This is a genomic window from Rufibacter sp. JT20002 (genome assembly GCF_056491185.1).
The window spans coordinates 2296700-2311969 of the sequence record NZ_JBSZJY010000001.1 but is presented as its reverse complement, the minus strand read 5'-3'; the positions used below and the strand labels follow the sequence as shown (position 1 = coordinate 2311969).

The 15270-nt window shown below is 48.1% G+C and carries 16 protein-coding genes; 11 read left to right on the top strand and 5 right to left on the bottom strand.

The window, feature by feature from the left end; all coding sequences use genetic code 11:
• Positions 1–251: 251 nt before the first annotated feature.
• From ACW9SV_RS09290 to ACW9SV_RS09245, 10 genes are all read left to right on the top strand, one after another.
• Entirely contained in the window at positions 252–647 is a 396-nt protein-coding gene (locus ACW9SV_RS09290) for a group III truncated hemoglobin (protein WP_479556459.1), read from the top strand.
• 628 nt (positions 648–1275) lie between these two features.
• A complete protein-coding gene (locus ACW9SV_RS09285; RefSeq protein WP_479556458.1) occupies positions 1276–1908 on the top strand; it encodes a DUF6799 domain-containing protein in 633 nt (210 codons plus the stop codon).
• 15 nt (positions 1909–1923) lie between these two features.
• On the top strand, positions 1924–2811 hold the full coding sequence (locus tag ACW9SV_RS09280; RefSeq protein ID WP_479556457.1) for a YitT family protein: 888 nt from the start codon (positions 1924–1926) through the stop codon (positions 2809–2811).
• Positions 2812–3255: 444 nt separating this feature from the next.
• On the top strand, positions 3256–3855 hold the full coding sequence (locus ACW9SV_RS09275) for an RNA polymerase sigma factor (protein ID WP_479556456.1): 600 nt from the start codon (positions 3256–3258) through the stop codon (positions 3853–3855).
• Entirely contained in the window at positions 3830–4060 is a 231-nt protein-coding gene (locus tag ACW9SV_RS09270) for an anti-sigma factor (RefSeq protein WP_062543750.1), read from the top strand. The genes ACW9SV_RS09275 and ACW9SV_RS09270 overlap by 26 nt, the downstream gene beginning before the upstream one ends.
• Before the next feature lie 243 nt (positions 4061–4303).
• Positions 4304–4813: a GAF domain-containing protein gene (locus tag ACW9SV_RS09265; RefSeq protein ID WP_479556455.1), complete on the top strand. Its 510-nt coding sequence runs from the start codon at positions 4304–4306 to the stop codon at positions 4811–4813.
• 3 nt (positions 4814–4816) lie between these two features.
• Positions 4817–5239: a hypothetical protein gene (locus ACW9SV_RS09260; RefSeq protein ID WP_479556454.1), complete on the top strand. Its 423-nt coding sequence runs from the start codon at positions 4817–4819 to the stop codon at positions 5237–5239.
• Positions 5240–5550: 311 nt separating this feature from the next.
• On the top strand, positions 5551–6123 hold the full coding sequence (locus ACW9SV_RS09255; protein WP_479556453.1) for a heme NO-binding domain-containing protein: 573 nt from the start codon (positions 5551–5553) through the stop codon (positions 6121–6123).
• 240 nt (positions 6124–6363) lie between these two features.
• Complete coding sequence (nth, locus tag ACW9SV_RS09250) at positions 6364–7041, top strand: endonuclease III (RefSeq protein WP_479556452.1); 678 nt, start codon at positions 6364–6366, stop codon at positions 7039–7041.
• Positions 7042–7480: 439 nt separating this feature from the next.
• Complete coding sequence (locus tag ACW9SV_RS09245; RefSeq protein ID WP_479556451.1) at positions 7481–8929, top strand: serine hydrolase; 1449 nt, start codon at positions 7481–7483, stop codon at positions 8927–8929.
• Positions 8930–8993: 64 nt separating this feature from the next.
• On the opposite strand, the gene ACW9SV_RS09240 is transcribed toward ACW9SV_RS09245, so the two are convergent.
• Positions 8994–10196 (bottom strand): glycosyltransferase family 4 protein, encoded by a 1203-nt coding sequence (locus ACW9SV_RS09240; protein WP_479556450.1) that lies wholly within the window; start codon positions 10194–10196, stop codon positions 8994–8996.
• Positions 10197–10260: 64 nt separating this feature from the next.
• A complete protein-coding gene (gene gldB, locus ACW9SV_RS09235; protein WP_479556449.1) occupies positions 10261–11256 on the bottom strand; it encodes a gliding motility lipoprotein GldB in 996 nt (331 codons plus the stop codon).
• A gap of 62 nt (positions 11257–11318) precedes the next feature.
• On the opposite strand from gldB, the gene ACW9SV_RS09230 reads away from it, so the two are divergent.
• Positions 11319–12011, top strand: a complete 693-nt coding sequence (locus ACW9SV_RS09230) for a porin family protein (protein ID WP_479556448.1) — start codon at positions 11319–11321, stop codon at positions 12009–12011.
• 115 nt (positions 12012–12126) lie between these two features.
• Here ACW9SV_RS09230 and ACW9SV_RS09225 read toward each other — a convergent pair whose 3' ends face one another.
• From ACW9SV_RS09225 to ACW9SV_RS09215, 3 genes are all read right to left on the bottom strand, one after another.
• Positions 12127–13731, bottom strand: coding sequence for an Rne/Rng family ribonuclease (locus tag ACW9SV_RS09225; protein ID WP_479556447.1), 1605 nt, complete (start codon positions 13729–13731; stop codon positions 12127–12129).
• Between the two features lie 220 nt (positions 13732–13951).
• Positions 13952–14836 carry a tetratricopeptide repeat protein gene (locus ACW9SV_RS09220; protein WP_479556446.1) on the bottom strand — a complete coding sequence of 295 codons (885 nt, stop codon included), beginning with the start codon at positions 14834–14836 and terminating at the stop codon, positions 13952–13954.
• A 60-nt stretch (positions 14837–14896) separates the two neighbouring features.
• Positions 14897–15202 (bottom strand): HU family DNA-binding protein, encoded by a 306-nt coding sequence (locus tag ACW9SV_RS09215; protein ID WP_479556445.1) that lies wholly within the window; start codon positions 15200–15202, stop codon positions 14897–14899.
• Between the last annotated feature and the right edge of the window lie 68 nt (positions 15203–15270).

Sequence of the window (15270 nt, the reverse complement as noted above, 5' to 3'; positions counted from 1 at the left end):
CAACAGATTTCTTCAGGAGCCCCAGGCCAATCTTTCTTACCCCTTCATATAGAAAACACCCTCTTCCCTGCTTCTGTTCACTATTTCCGGGGAACTGGCGCCTTTCTTTTACCCAGAGCACTTTTAATTATTTTAGGGCTGTTTAGCTAAAAACACCTTTGAAATGACCAATATCATTTCAAGTCTGCGCACCATCTGCTAACCTTGTTGTGTTAAAGAGAAGGTGAACCTTCTGTAGAAGCAATGAGCATATGAGCGAAGAACAAAAACCAGACATAGTCTCTGAAGACGATATAAAGCGATTGGTAGATACCTTTTATGACCACGTGAACCAGGATGAGTTGCTGGGCCCGGTCTTCAACGGGTTTGCCCAAGTGAACTGGGAAGAGCATCTCCCTAAGATGTACGCTTTCTGGAGCACCGTTTTGTTTGGCTCCATGGCGTATAAGGGGCAACCCTTTCCCAAGCACCTGGCCCTGCCGGTAGACCGTGCGCATTTCACCCGCTGGATCACTCTTTTCACCCAAACCGTGGATGAGTTGTTTACGGGCTCCATGGCAGACCAGGCAAAGCAAAAAGCCACCAGCATTGCCAATATCTTCCAGATGAAAATGGGGTTGTGGGCTACCCCGCTGGTCAAGCCTTGATGGCTTTAAACCCAATTTCTAGAAACCAAGTCCTAAACACAGAATACACCGTCAGGTCTCCTAAATTCACCTGTCCTTAAGTTAGGTGACCGCATAAAGCAGAAGCGGAAGCCTTATGGGGCTTCCGCTTCTGCTTTTAATTATATTATTTATATATCTAGATGGCACCTGTCTTGAGGTCTGCCATTCGGAAAGAGAAAAGAAAAAGAAGCGGGCGGATTTGCATTCCAACAGCACCCTTTCGTACGACCGCCACACTCCTTTATTTCATCTAAAATCCAAATAATCAACTTTCTTATTTGAGTTACTCCTGATTGGTATTGCTATTGTTTACTATAAACAAGTTTTACTCAATCATTAAAAACCTTTGATTTTCACATGAAGGCTTCTTTCCCTAGAAGTCTCTCTCACCCTATCCCCAAGATTCGGGCGTCATGTTAATTTCATATTTCATACACTGGTTTATACGCCTATGATTCAAGGAAAGATGTGCTGTAAATTTAACTTTATAAAGAACCTTTCTGCATCTTTCAAGTAACCATTGAGAGCAGCAGGTTTTCTATGAATCTATCCCTAATCATCTAGATAGCATATCCCGTATATAGATCCTGACTCAAAAAGCATGACTATGAAAACACCCGTTCTATACTGCCTATTATTTGTTTTTACCTTACTAGGCACTACTCAAATTTCTTTTGCCCAGCAAACGACTGACAGCCTCATCACGCAGGCTAACATTAAAGACAACACAATCTTCTGGCACAAGGGCACCCTGGTTCAGCACAAAGGCGGAAAGTTGTTTGAGTTGCAAGAGCCTATCCAATATAGCAACGGCACTATTGTCTCGCCCAGCGGGCAGGTACGGTTACCAGATGGCAAAAACTACACCCTTAAACAAAAGAATGCCGTCAATCCGCAGGGCCGGGTAGTATTAGTCGCCGATGACATTTTCACCCATAGTACCATCGTGGCGCACGAAAAGAAAGTAGTGGGAGACACAGAGGTGCGCATTGTCACTGTAGATGGGCAGATTGTATCGGCGGGTAATCAGAAGCAGAAATTCACCTATAAGCTACCACAGGAGAAAAAGATTCAGGTGCTAGAGCAGATTGTAAAGCTGCAGGAGCAACGCGCAGCCCTTCTGGAAGCCAGCCTTTCCGCGGCTGAGCGCAAGAGCATAGAAGCGTATTATAATGGCTTAAACAAGCAACTTACTGCTTTAGATCAGCAGTTGCAGACCCTTTCCCCTTCTGTTAAATAAAAAGCCGCAGTTTCCTTGAACCAGCCTTTACCCTCAAAGCTCTCCGTTTTAAAAATAAAGCGCCCTTGGGGCCGGCTCCGCGATTTTCTGTTCATTGTTTTTGGCATCTGCTCTGCGGGGGTAGGGCTGAAAGGTTTTCTCATTCCTAACCATTTCATTGACGGGGGCGTGACGGGCCTTTCCATGCTGCTTTCTAAAAGCACAGGTGCCCCTTTGCCACTACTGATTCTGTTTATCAATGGCCCCTTCTTGATTGCGGGGTATCAACTGGTGGCTAGGTCATTTGCACTAAAAAGCTTGTTAGCAGTGATAGGGTTAGCCGCCTTGCTGCTCACGTTTGATTTCCCCACCATCACCGATGACAAACTTCTGACGGCGGTTTTTGGCGGCTTCTTTCTAGGGGCGGGCATTGGCTTGTCCATCAGGGGTGGTTGCGTGCTGGATGGCACCGAAATTTTGGCTCTGCTGGTAAGCAAACGCACCAGCCTCACCATTGGCGACGTGATTCTGGTCATCAATCTAATCCTATTCATGGGTGCGGCCTTTTTGTTGGGGGCAGAGCCCGCCATGTACTCGGTGCTCACCTATCTTACTGCCTCCAAAACCATTGATTTCCTTATCCATGGGATTGAAGAGTACACTGGCGTCACCATTGTGTCGGTAAACAACGTCATCATCCGGCAGGCCCTCTTAACCCAACTAGGCCGGGCGGTTACTATTTACAAAGGACAGCGGGGCTTCTCGGGTGAGGAGATTGACATTCTGTATTGCGTGGTCACCCGCCTGGAGGTGCAACGGCTCAAAAACCTCATCACCGAACTGGACCCCGGCGCCTTCCTGATCATGCACAGTATCAATGACACCTCTGGGGGCATGATCAAGAAAAGACCGCTTTCCCATTAGCCTACTCCCTCCAGTTTTTACCACTTTAGTCGCCTACCTCAAAAGCGGCCGATTGACATTGCACCTAACCAACTTGAGAGACAGTAGATGCTTTCTTTCAATAGGTTATACACTCTCCGCTACTACTCTCCTCAAATTTTTCATTTTTTCTGGCGTAAAAAGTAGCGGCTTTGCTTTCATTTGTACAGCAGAAAGTAGTATCTTCAAGATCTGATCAGGAGTACTGGTGTGATATTTGAGGCGATTTGATTTTCTGGTTTTAGCGGTTTTAAACCCAGATTTTGGGAATCTACTAAAAACGGAAAAAAAATATTTTTCAGAAGTTTTCACCCGTTGTATTTCGATCTGTTATTTTATATATTTGGTAATCATAGAAAACCAATCTTAAAAACCTAACCTCACAATATGGCATAAACCTCTACGTTACCTTATTTGTAGATTTAGATGAATACAGTACAGCTTAATGATTCGGCGTTAGTAACGTCGTATATCGCTGGTAACGAGAGCGCGTTTGAGGAATTGGTTAGCCGCCACAAGAGCAAGGTTTACACCACTATTCTGCTTATAGTAAAAGATACCTACACAGCCGAAGACCTGTTACAGGAAACGTTTGTGAAGGCCATCCATACCATGAAGAGCGGTCGTTACAACGAAGAAGGCAAATTTTCATCCTGGATCTGCCGTATCGCCCATAACTTGGCTATTGATTACTTCCGTCGGGAGAAACGGAGCCCTATGATTACATTGGAAGACGGCAGTAATGTGTTTAACACGTTAAGCTTCTCTGAGGAATCAGTGGAATCCATCCGGATCAAAGAGGAAACCCATGCCCGTCTACGGGAACTGATTCAACAGTTACCGGCCGCGCAGAAAGAGGTGCTGATCATGCGCCACTACGCTGACATGAGTTTTCAGGAGATCGCAGAGGCTACCGGTGTAAGCATTAACACGGCTTTGGGCAGAATGAGATACGCATTAATCAATTTGCGGAAAAAAATGTCCAATGATAAAACAGCCTATGACCAAAACCTTTACTCATCATGATCTAGTACAGTACCTTTACAACGAACTGCCTAAAAAGCAACGCTTAGCCCTGGAAGAAGCCTTGATGGTGGACCAGGAACTAGCCGAAGCCTGTGCTGATCTGCTCCTCACCCAGCTTAGCTTGGAGGAAGCGCTCACCCAACCAAGCGAGCGGGTCACCGACGCTATCATTAGTTACTCCAAAACTGTAAGTTTTCACCCTTAAGAAACAAAATTAAAGTAAGACAAAGACCTGGTTACCTTCATGGTAATCAGGCCTTTATGTTTTAAGTGCTTATTTCAGAAACTCCAGCTAAAAGAAAGCGCCTAGTGAAGGCGGCAACGCTTTGGTGGTAATACACTGAAAATGCCAACCACATGCATTTTAAGCCTATCTTTGACAGCCCCTATTGCCTGCTAGTAGGCACAACCTCGAACAAACCCCTTTTATTTTCACTTACAACACCCTATGATGAACACGTTCGGCCTGCCGATTATACCCGATAACGAAGAGGAGAGACTGGCCAAACTGCGTAGCCTTTATATCTTGAACACCCACCGCGAAGAGGGCACGTTCAAACACATCGCCAGCATGGCCACCCACATGTTTTCTGTACCCATCGCCCTTGTGAACCTGGTAGACAGCGAATATGTGCACACCAAAGCCAGCGTAGGAATGGAAGTAAAGAACCCGGTGCCCAGAGGCACTAGCCTTTGCTCCTTGGCAGTGCTCAAAGATGGAGCCACGGTGTTTGAGAATGCATTGGAAGAACCCTGCCTGTTAGCCAACCCCATGGTGACGGGCGAGTTTGGTTTACGCTTTTACGCGGCGGCACCGCTGAAAAGCAGCGACGGCTTTAACATAGGTGCCCTTTGCATTGTGGATACGGAACCAAGAGAGTTCTCTGAAGCTGATCAGCGTGTACTGGAAAGCCTCGCATCCGTAGTAATGGAGAACATTGAGCGAGGCACCACCTAATTTATGGAACACCATAAGAACGCTAACATGCACGGGAAACTGCTGGCCAACGAGCCCCACATTGCCATACGGTGTGACGTGGTAAATGACACCCTGTACGCCGATTGGCAAGGCGAGCAGACCGAAGCAACTGTGCGCGATGGTTGCGAGAAGATCCTCAAGTTCATGACCGTGTACCGCTGCACCAAGTTGCTTAATGACAACACCCATGTGACGGGCATGTGGTCAGACGCGGCGGAGTGGGTGGCCCTGGACTGGGTCCCTAGAATGGCGAAGGCCGGGTGCCGATTCCTGGGCCACGTTTACTCCCCCGATGTCTACGCGAGGCTCTCGGCTGACAAAGCCATTGAGTATGGAATCAAGGGAGTGATGGTAGCCACTTTCCAAGGCAGAGTGGCCGCTGAGGAGTGGCTCATGGCAGTTTAATACACGCTTAACCCTGATTTCGGAGTTAACTAGACTCACTTATCTACCCGGCAAGTGCTTCTCCGTATAAGATTTGCTGCAAACTGCTTTGTAAAGCCAAACAGTGCATGGCTTTAGGCTTAATTAGACCTGAACGCAGAAAAAATAGGGAGCACAGCAAAGCTTGCCGCAGTAGTATCTTCTACAAGAATAACTACTGCGGCAAGCCGGAGACCGGTGCCTCAAACAAGACAACTGATTGCCCACTCTTAGCGGCACTAGAAACCTTTAGACGCTTCCTCGTATTTATACTTAAGACAACAAACAGACAAATGACAACTGAAACGGGTCTCCATGACATGATGCACGGCTCCATCTTCGTGCTATTAAAACGTTTCGTAGAAAGCACCTATGACTACAGCACCTGGGTGCGGCTGTTAGAGAAAGTGGGGGTGGAGCATCCGTCTTACCAGATGCAGGGCATGTACCCCACTGATGAACTCTTTGCCATCGTGCACCAGGCCTCTGAAGATACAGGCATTCCCGCATATGAGTTGATGGAGCAGTACGGAGAGTTTCTGGTACCTGACCTGCTGCTGGTTTACAAAAAATACATTAAGCCCGAGTGGCGCACCTACGAAATGCTGCTCAACACCGAAGAGTCTATGCACGGGGCAGTCAAGAAGGAAGACTCCCGAACATCTCCCCCCAAATTGCTGGTGACAAAGCAGGGAGCCAATCGCCTGATCATTGACTATCATTCCAAGCGGCGCATGTGCGGGGTAGCGGTGGGTATCATCAAAGGAATAGCCAAGTACTACGGCGAGTCCGACAGGATAACGGTCACCCGGATGAGCGACCCTTATGCGGAAAGGGTGCAGATTCTGGTTGATTTTAAGGACTAACTTTGTTATCCCAGAACAGGTTTAACCCATAGGCATTTGCCTGTAGAAAAGCAGAACAGCCTTCTTAATCGTGTACTTTCCCGTAGTTTGTCCTCTTCTCTGCGAAAGTAAGCTAAAATCCCAATCCTTATATCCTATGCTGCTGACGCAGCAATCCGATTCCCCTCTCTAACCTTAGCCAATTAGTTCTGGAAGAAAGCCTCGTTTTGGCTAAGTTTGTATTCTTAACATGCTAACCAGATGCGCAAACCAGAGCGGTACCGTCACTTAATCTCTTATTTTACCCAGAACTTTCCGGAAGCCGAAACCGAGCTGGACTACCGCAATCCGTATGAACTGTTGGTAGCCGTGGTCCTGAGCGCCCAGTGCACCGACAAGCGGGTAAATCTGGTTACTCCTGCTCTGTTTGAAGCTTTCCCATCTCCAGATGTGCTGGCTACCGCCACTTCTGAAGATATTTTCCCTTACATCAAAAGTATCTCCTACCCCAACAACAAGGCCAAGCACTTGGCAGGCTTAGGCAAAATGCTAACGGAGCGGTTTGGCGGCGAGGTACCTTCTTCCATTGAGGAACTTCAACTGCTGCCGGGCGTGGGCCGCAAAACCGCTAACGTGATTGCCTCGGTTATCTTTAACATGCCCGCCATGGCTGTGGACACGCACGTGTTCAGGGTTTCCAAACGGCTTGGTCTGGTAAGCTCCAAAGCCAAAACGCCCTTAGAGGTAGAGAAAGAGCTGCTGAAAAACATTCCGGTAGATCTGGTGCCCAAAGCCCATCATTGGCTCATCCTGCACGGCCGTTACATTTGCCTGGCTCGCACCCCCCAATGCGAGCGCTGCCCGCTCACCCATTTTTGCGCCTATTTTGAGAAAAACTGGCCAAACAAACCTGATGATCCGCAAAACAAATTGGGGTAACAACCACTCAAAGTTAAGGTTCTAAAGTGGTTATCTCCATACTCCACTACCTGAAAAGCGCAATGAAAGCCTTACTAAACTTCTATAAGCCAAGGTAACACCGCAAGGCTTCTTGTCTCTTAGTTCTTACATTTGAAAGCTGTAATCTGTGGCGTAGAGCGAGGTTACTGGCAATAAACATTTGAAAGAACAGGCATAAAACCTATCACCTGCCATTTCCCAAGATCAAGGCAAAACGGTTTCATCTCTCTGTAAGAAACCCTAAAAAATAAGCTAAAGTATTCTTTTTGAAAACCTTCTCAGGGGTAAAAGCGCTTTTGATTGTCTCTCCTAGTAGAAACTTCCTTTGCTAACGTATTCTAAGAAGACTCCGGAGATGACTGTATCTAATAAACTTGGGGTCTTGGCCCTAGCATTAACCCTTCTTTGCGTCCCTTTTATGAGTCAGGCACAGGAAGCGGACAACTCAACGTTGTACAAAGCCATCATGGTGCAGGACAGCCTCCTCTTCAAGGTGGGGTTCAACACCTGTAACATTGCCCAGTTTGAGAGCGTGGTCAGTAATGATTTTGAGTTCTACCATGACAAAGGCGGTATCACATCGTCAAAGGCAGCGTTTGTTGCGGGCTTTAAGAATGGTTTATGCAAATCGCCTTCCACGTATCAGTCGCGGAGGGAATTGATACCCGGCAGCACCGAGATTTTCCCCCTGTACAGAGACAACCAAGTACTGTATGGGGCTATTCAAACAGGAAAACACCGCTTTTACGAAAAAGAGGCCGGAAAAGCGGAGACCTTCGCCAGCACCGCTCGGTTCACGCACGTTTGGAACCTGGAAAACGGAGCTTGGAAACTCATCCGAAGCCTGAGCTACGACCACGTAAACGCGACTTCTTCTAGACCAGGAGAAGCGGCCTTCGCCAATGACGCCGAAATAGAGGCTTGGCTCAAGGAAAACAAGTTTCCGGCAATGGCCATCGGGATTATCAATGAAGGAAAACTCCAGCAGGTTAAAGTTTTCGGGGAACTGAAGAAAGGGTCGCCCGCTCCTTACAACACCATCTTTAACGTGGCATCGCTGGCCAAACCCATCACCGCTATGGTGACCATGAAACTAGTGAACGCCGGCAAATGGAAGCTAGACGAGCCCCTGGCCACCTACTGGACCGACCCTGATATTGCCCATGACCCCAGAAGCAAAAAACTGACCACCCGCCATGTTCTGACCCACCAGACCGGCTTCCCCAATTGGCGCTGGCTGAATGAATCCAAAAAGCTCGCTTTCCAATTTGACCCGGGCACCAAGTACCAGTACTCAGGGGAAGGCATGGAGTATTTGAGAAAAGCGTTAGAGAAGAAATTTAACAAAACCCTGGACCAACTAGCAGATTCCTTACTTTTCACCCCGCTTGGAATGAAAGATACCCGATTCTACTGGGACAAAGGCGTGGATGAAACGCGGTTCGCGCTGTGGCATAATACCAAAGGAGGCCTCTACGACACCTACAAGAACACCAGTGCCAACGCCGCCGATGACCTTTTAACCACGGTGGAAGATTACAGCAAGTTCCTGATCTCGATGATGAATGGTGCGGGGCTTTCCAAAGAGACCTATACTGAAATGGTATCGCACCAGGTAAAAACCAAGGATAACATCTACTTCGGGCTGGGCATGGAGGTGTATGATCTGGGGAACGGAGAATACGCCTTATCGCACAGCGGATCGGATCACGGAGCCGCCGCGCTGTTCTTCATTCTACCCAAATCGAAGAGAGGCTTGATCATGATGACCAATGTGGATGAAGGGTACAGATCTTATGAGAAAATGGTGAAAACCTACTTGGGAGATACCGGTCAGAAGATTATTGACATCGCCATGAAGGAATAAGCATCCGGCTAAGGGAATTTGGCCTTCCTTCACGTGGAACGTTGCTCTTCCAAGGGTGAACGGATTAAAACCTATGCTGCGTCACCTGCTCGAAGATGTTTTCCAATACAGGAATCATCTGCAGACGGTCGAACTGCTCCCGGGCCACTCGCGCTGCATTCTGGCGCATGGTACCCATTTCCTCAGATTGATATAACCTCTGCTCCAGAGAATGAGCTAGAGCTTGAGCATCTCCAGCGGGCACGTACCAGCCACAATGGTGCGTTTCCACCAATTTTTTGGTCCAGCCTGGATTAGTGACGATCACGGGGGTGCCTACTGCTAAACTATCGAACAGTTTCCCGGGTGAATTTGCCTCCAAAACCGGCAAATCAATAAAAGACACTACTGATACATCCGCGATAGAAAAGAGCCGGAAGATTTCATGGCGGGGCAAAGGAGGTAACAGCTTGATGTTGCTTTGCTGTTTAGAGACCGTTTTCAGTAAAGGGGCATCAAAACCCTGGCCTGTGAAAACAAAACAGAGATCAGATTGATGTTGCAGCAGCTCGGCGGCCTTTACTATTAAGGGTATATCATTGGCACGCCCGTAGGTTCCGGCATACAAGACCACCTTCTTCCCCTGCAAACCTAACTTCTCCCGCAAGGCCTGCTGTTCTGCCAAAGAAATAGCTTGCGCAGGGACTTCCGTGCCATTTACCAGTGTGGTCACCTTTTGGGGAGAGATGCCTTTGCCAAGGATATACCTTTCCATATCAGCAGAAAGCGGGATAATGTGGGCAGCCTGCCGGTACAAGGAGGCTTCCATGCGGTACAACTGGCGCTGCGCAAGGGTAGACGGTACTGTGCCCATCTGGATGGGGAAGGAAGGCCATAGATCCTGCACCTCAAACACCCAAGGCACCTTTCTAAACCTGGATACTTGCGCGGCTGCCCAGGCCGTAGTTAAAGGAGTGGAAACGCCCCAGATGACATCGGGCTTGGGCATACGCAGGCCTTTTACCAATGAGTGGGTCGCAAAGGAGCCAAATGCCTGCAGCCGTTGTACTACTCCCATTCTATTGGAATAAGGCACATCCATGGACACCAGTTCTACCCCCGGAGGCACCCATTCATACAGGTGGGTGAGGCGTTTACTTTCCCAAGCGTTGGAGGTGATTAAGGTGATTTTGTGCCGCTTCGCCAGCTCTGCCATAAAGGTGTAATGCCGGCAGGTAGCCGGGCAGTCAGGGTTATGGTGGTACTGGTGAAAAAGCGCTATGTGCATGGCAACGGAGAGCAGGGAAACGTTTAGGGGCTGTTTTCAGCAAACAGCCCCTAAACACGAAAGCTTATTTTTTCTGCGGCTTGTATTTTGAACGGTCCAGGATCTTGCGAGCGTCTTTCTCTTCCATGAGCTGCTGTAGGGTCACGTCTGGGTTGTTTTCCATGTACTTGCGCACAATCTGCCAACCCACCCAGGTGGCCACGCGGCCAGGGCAACGCTCACTGATCTCAGGCACGTTGGGCCGTTCGCCCACGTATTTTCTTATGATGAACTGACTGGTTTCATACAGCAGGCCTTTCTCTATAAAATGCGCCCAGATTTTGCCCTCGTTGTATTTGACATCGGCCAGCTCCTGGCCAGAATACCAGATGATGAGAGAGTCTGGGGTGCAAGGCAGCATTTTCTCGGTGAAATAATAAGACTTGCCGTAGTCAATCATCTCGTCCAGCATCTCCTGGTTCACAAAATCAGTCTTGTTGAATTTGTTGGAGACCAGCAGCATCACAGACGGCACCAGGTTCTCTTTTTCGTAACGCTCCTGAATGTACTGCGGGGCCTGTGGGCGGTAAGCCGCTTTCTTACCGATAAAGAAATCCAAGCCTAAAACCATCAGGCTATCGCTGACCAACAAATCGCGGCTGAGACCCGAGATGAACGTCTGCACCTTAGGGATGTGGAACGAAGGATAATAGAATTTCACGTGCTTTAAGCCGTTCTCCAGATCCTGTTCCACATTTTTCATGTCTCCAAAGGTGGCATCGCTCTGCTGGGCCAACTTATGGATGCTGGTATCAGTGGCAAGCCGAAGCAGGTTTTGGGCCATGAGTTCCTCAGACGGGTAGCGGTCGCGCAACAGGAATCTCTGGGTAAGCAGCGGCTGTTGTTGCAGGAAAGCCTGCATCTCTGGCACAGTTTTTATCTTGAAGAATTGGCTCTCTAACCGGTCAATCTTTATGTCTACCGGAATACGGGATACTTCTTCCGGAATCTCACACGTTTCTTTCTTTGAACAACCAAAAAACAATACAACAGTAAACAGCAGCAATAAATAGCCTCGCATCCTTATTCTTCCTTTATCTTTAAGCAAATTTAACGTACTAATTCTTAATACCCTCTTACCCTATGAAGATGATTCGTTTTACTCCCCTGGTTTTGGTTCTGGCCGCATTTTTATTTTTCTCGCAGGAAGCGTCTGCGCAGATAGAGATTGGGGTGAAAGTATCCCCTTCGGTTACCTCTACCCGTACCATTGCTAAAGACCAGTATAACTTTAAAAATGAAGGCGCGGGCATAGGGTTTGGCATGGGCGTCATTGGCGACTATTTCTTTGGGGCAAACTACGCCTTCAGCACTGGTTTGATCTATAACGTAAAGGGTGGCGAAGTATCATACAACTACACCCAGTCTACAGACGGAGTTTCCACGGTTATGTCTGGTTCAGACGATATCAACTTACAATACCTGGAAATTCCAATCTCTCTGAAGCTCTTCACCAACGAGGTAGCCCCTGAAACGCGCTTGTACTTCCAGGCGGGCACGTCTTTAAACACCTTGCTGGCGGCCAAAGTAAACGACAAGAAGGTTGACGCCGAGGGCGACCGTTTCACCAAGCGTTTCAACACGTTTGAGATAGGGGCTGTTCTGGGCGCCGGAGCCGAGTGGCAATTGGGCGAAAGCACCAAACTGTTCGGAGGATTATCTTACCACCGCGGCCTCACCGATGTAGATGATGACTACTACGCTGGTATCTTCAGCGACAACAAGGTAGAACTCAAGAGCAGCTCTTTCGCCCTTGATTTTGGGATTAAGTTCTAGTCTTGTTTTCGCCTTTGTTTTTGGAAACGGGGCTCAAAGCAGAAACCTTATGGTACTAAAAAGCCCCCGTTTCACAACGGGGGCTTTCTTTTTATATCGCTGGCAATAGAAACGGTTACTCTGTTTCTACCGCACGGTCTTGTAACCCATTTACTTCAGTGTAAGCTGATTTCAGCTCAATTTCGTCGCCGTGTTCATCCATCACTTTGAATTCTGTGAGGGCCAGGGCCGTATCTTTCATCACGTTCACCCGCTTGAAGTGCTTCAGGAACCATCTCCGCTGTTTGGAAAGGATGCCTTTGGTGTAATACGCGTGCAAGAACGGATGCACATACAGCGTAATGTTTTTCTGATTCTGGCGGGTCAATAGATCTTCAATGGTCTGATCTATCTCATCGGTTACCAGAATACTGGCGGATATTTTGCCGCTGCCTCCGCAGGTAGGGCATACCTCGCCGGTTACAATGTTCTGCTCAGGCCGTACGCGCTGGCGGGTGATCTGCATGAGTCCGAATTTGGAGATGGGAAGTACCGTGTACTTAGACCGGTCTTTCTTCATTTCCTCCTTCACTACATCCTGCACTTTTTGCCGGTTCTCGGCTGACTTCATGTCAATGAAGTCCACTACAATGATTCCGCCCAGGTCCCGGAGGCGCAACTGACGCGCTACCTCTTTTGCCGCAGTAAGATTCACATTCAGCGCGGTCGCTTCCTGATCCGTCTCGGAGTTGGATTTGTTTCCGCTGTTCACATCTACCACGTGCAGGGCCTCGGTGTGTTCAATTACCAGGTACCCCCCGCCGGGGATGCTTACTGTCTTCCCGAACAGGGATTTCAGCTGCTTTTCAATGTTGAACTGTTCAAAGGTTTTCACCTTTCCCGAGTAATGCTTCAAAATCTTCAGCTTATCCGGGGCTATGGATTCAATGTAAGTTTTGATCTCGTCGTGCAGTTTGGCGTCATCCACCACAATGCTGTCAAAACTTTCATTCAAGATGTCTCTCAACATGGAGGAGGAGCGTCCTAGCTCCCCAATCACCTTGTCGCGTTCCTTAGCGGTGCGCAACTTGGCAATGCCTTCTTCCCAGGTAGCCAGCATGGTGCGGAGGTCTTTGTCTAATTCCGCCACTTCGCGGCCCTCGGCCACGGTACGGATGATCACCCCAAAATTTTCCGGTTTAATGGAAGTAATGAGGCGCTTTAGACGCGTACGCTCCTCTTTGCTTACAATCTTCTTTGACACGCTTACCGTGTTAGAGAAGGGCACAAGCACCAGGTAGCGGCCAGCCAGGGAAATCTCGCAAGAGAGCCTAGGCCCCTTGGTAGATATTGGCTCTTTTACAATCTGAACCAAGACCTGCTGCCCTTTTTTCAGGACATCGGCCATTTTGCCCAGTTTGTCTATTTCGGGCTCAAACTTCACAGGTCCAAGCTTGGCAGAAGTGTTTTTCTGGGTCTGCACCATCTTCACGTACTTGTTGAGAGTCTTGATGTTCTCTCCCAAGTCATGGTAGTGCAGGAACGCGTCTTTGGTGTAGCCAATGTCAATGAACGCGGCGTTCAGACCAGGCATCACCTTTTTCACGGTGCCTAAAAAAATGTCTCCTACTGAGTAGTTGGTATCATTCCGGTCGAAGTGATACTCTACCAGTCGCTTGTCCTGAAGAAGGGCTATTCGTTCTCCATCTTGAGTAGAATTAATAATTAATTCGTTACTCAATGTATTAGATGCTTAGGTGGAAGAATATACCAAAGCCCATCATTGCCTTAAATGGCAATGTGGGCTCTCAGAATCAAAGGCTAAACCTTATTTTTTCTTATGTCTATTCTTACGAAGACGCTTTTTTCTTTTGTGAGTAGAGATCTTATGTCTTTTTCTTTTCTTACCGCAAGGCATAGTGTTGATTTTTTATGTGTGAAAAAATTCTTTTACTCTTCTTTTATTCAGCGCCATTCAGGCGCTTCAGGTAACTATCAACGGAGGCTTGCACCTCAGAATTATCGCTTATCTGCTTAACCTTTAAGAAAGCTTTTTGCGCTTCAGCTTTTTTACCTGTCTCGGCTAACGCCACACCCATGTAAAAAGTGCCCTCCACGTGGTTAGGGCTAACTGCCAGCAGTTCCTGGAACCGTTCTACCGCCTTGTCATATTGATTAGACTGGATAGACAGTACGCCCAGGTTGAACAGGGCCTTCTCGTTCTTAGGGTCAGCAGAGATCACTTCCCGCAACAGGGTGATACCACGCATTGGGGTGCTGCCCGAGATGTAGGTCATGGCCAGGTTGGTTTTGGCATCCAGGTTGGTTGGGTTGTTTTTCAACACCAGCTCATACAACCCCTGCGCTTTTGCGCCCAGCTCCTGCGAGCGTTCCTGCGTAGCGGCAAAGGTGAAGGCCTCAAAGTATTGATCAGCCGCCTTCTGGAAACTCTTCTCCCCTGGTCTTACCTGGGCTACCTGCTCGTAGAAATAACCGGCGCTGTCATGCTTGGCAACGGCCGCGTATTTCTGCGCCAGTTCATCTGCCAGTTTGCCTTTGGCCTGTGCATTGCTTTCCCGGTTGAACTGATTGCGCAAGGTGGCAATCTCTTTCAACTGGGCGGGGGAAGCTGCAACGTGCGCATTTGCGGGAGCGGCGGCTTCTGCGGCGTGGTCTTCATGGCCCTCATGGTTAGGGTCATGGGCAGGCTGGGCTGCATTGGCATTGGCTCCGTTAGCGGCAAACTCGCCTTTCTTATCTTTATTGATAATTACTTTCGGTAACAACGCCATCAAAACAGCCAGCACCACGGCAGAAAGAATGAGGGCTATCCGACCTTTTGACATAAACTTGTTATCCGGAAATTATTATGAAGCAAATAGTTAAGGCTGCAAAGGTACAAAAAACTAAGAAACTACCGTTTCTTTGATTTTCTTGCTGTTTTTGATCTTAGCAACAAACGTCTTAGACGGCTTAAAGGAAGGGATAAAGTGCTCGTCAATGATGATAGAGGTGTTTTTGGAGATATTGCGGGCTACCTTCTTGGCGCGCTTCTTGTTCACAAAGCTTCCAAAGCCACGCACGTAAATGTTATTACCATCGGCCATGGAATCCTTCACCACTTTGAAGAACGCTTCAACGGTGGCCGCAACATCAGATTTCTCAATCCCTGTCTTATCCGCAATTTCTGATATAACTTCTGCTTTAGTCACTTGTTTAATCTTTTAAAGTAATTGAGTAAAGATGAATATGTTTGTACAAACGTTATGCCGAATCTCTT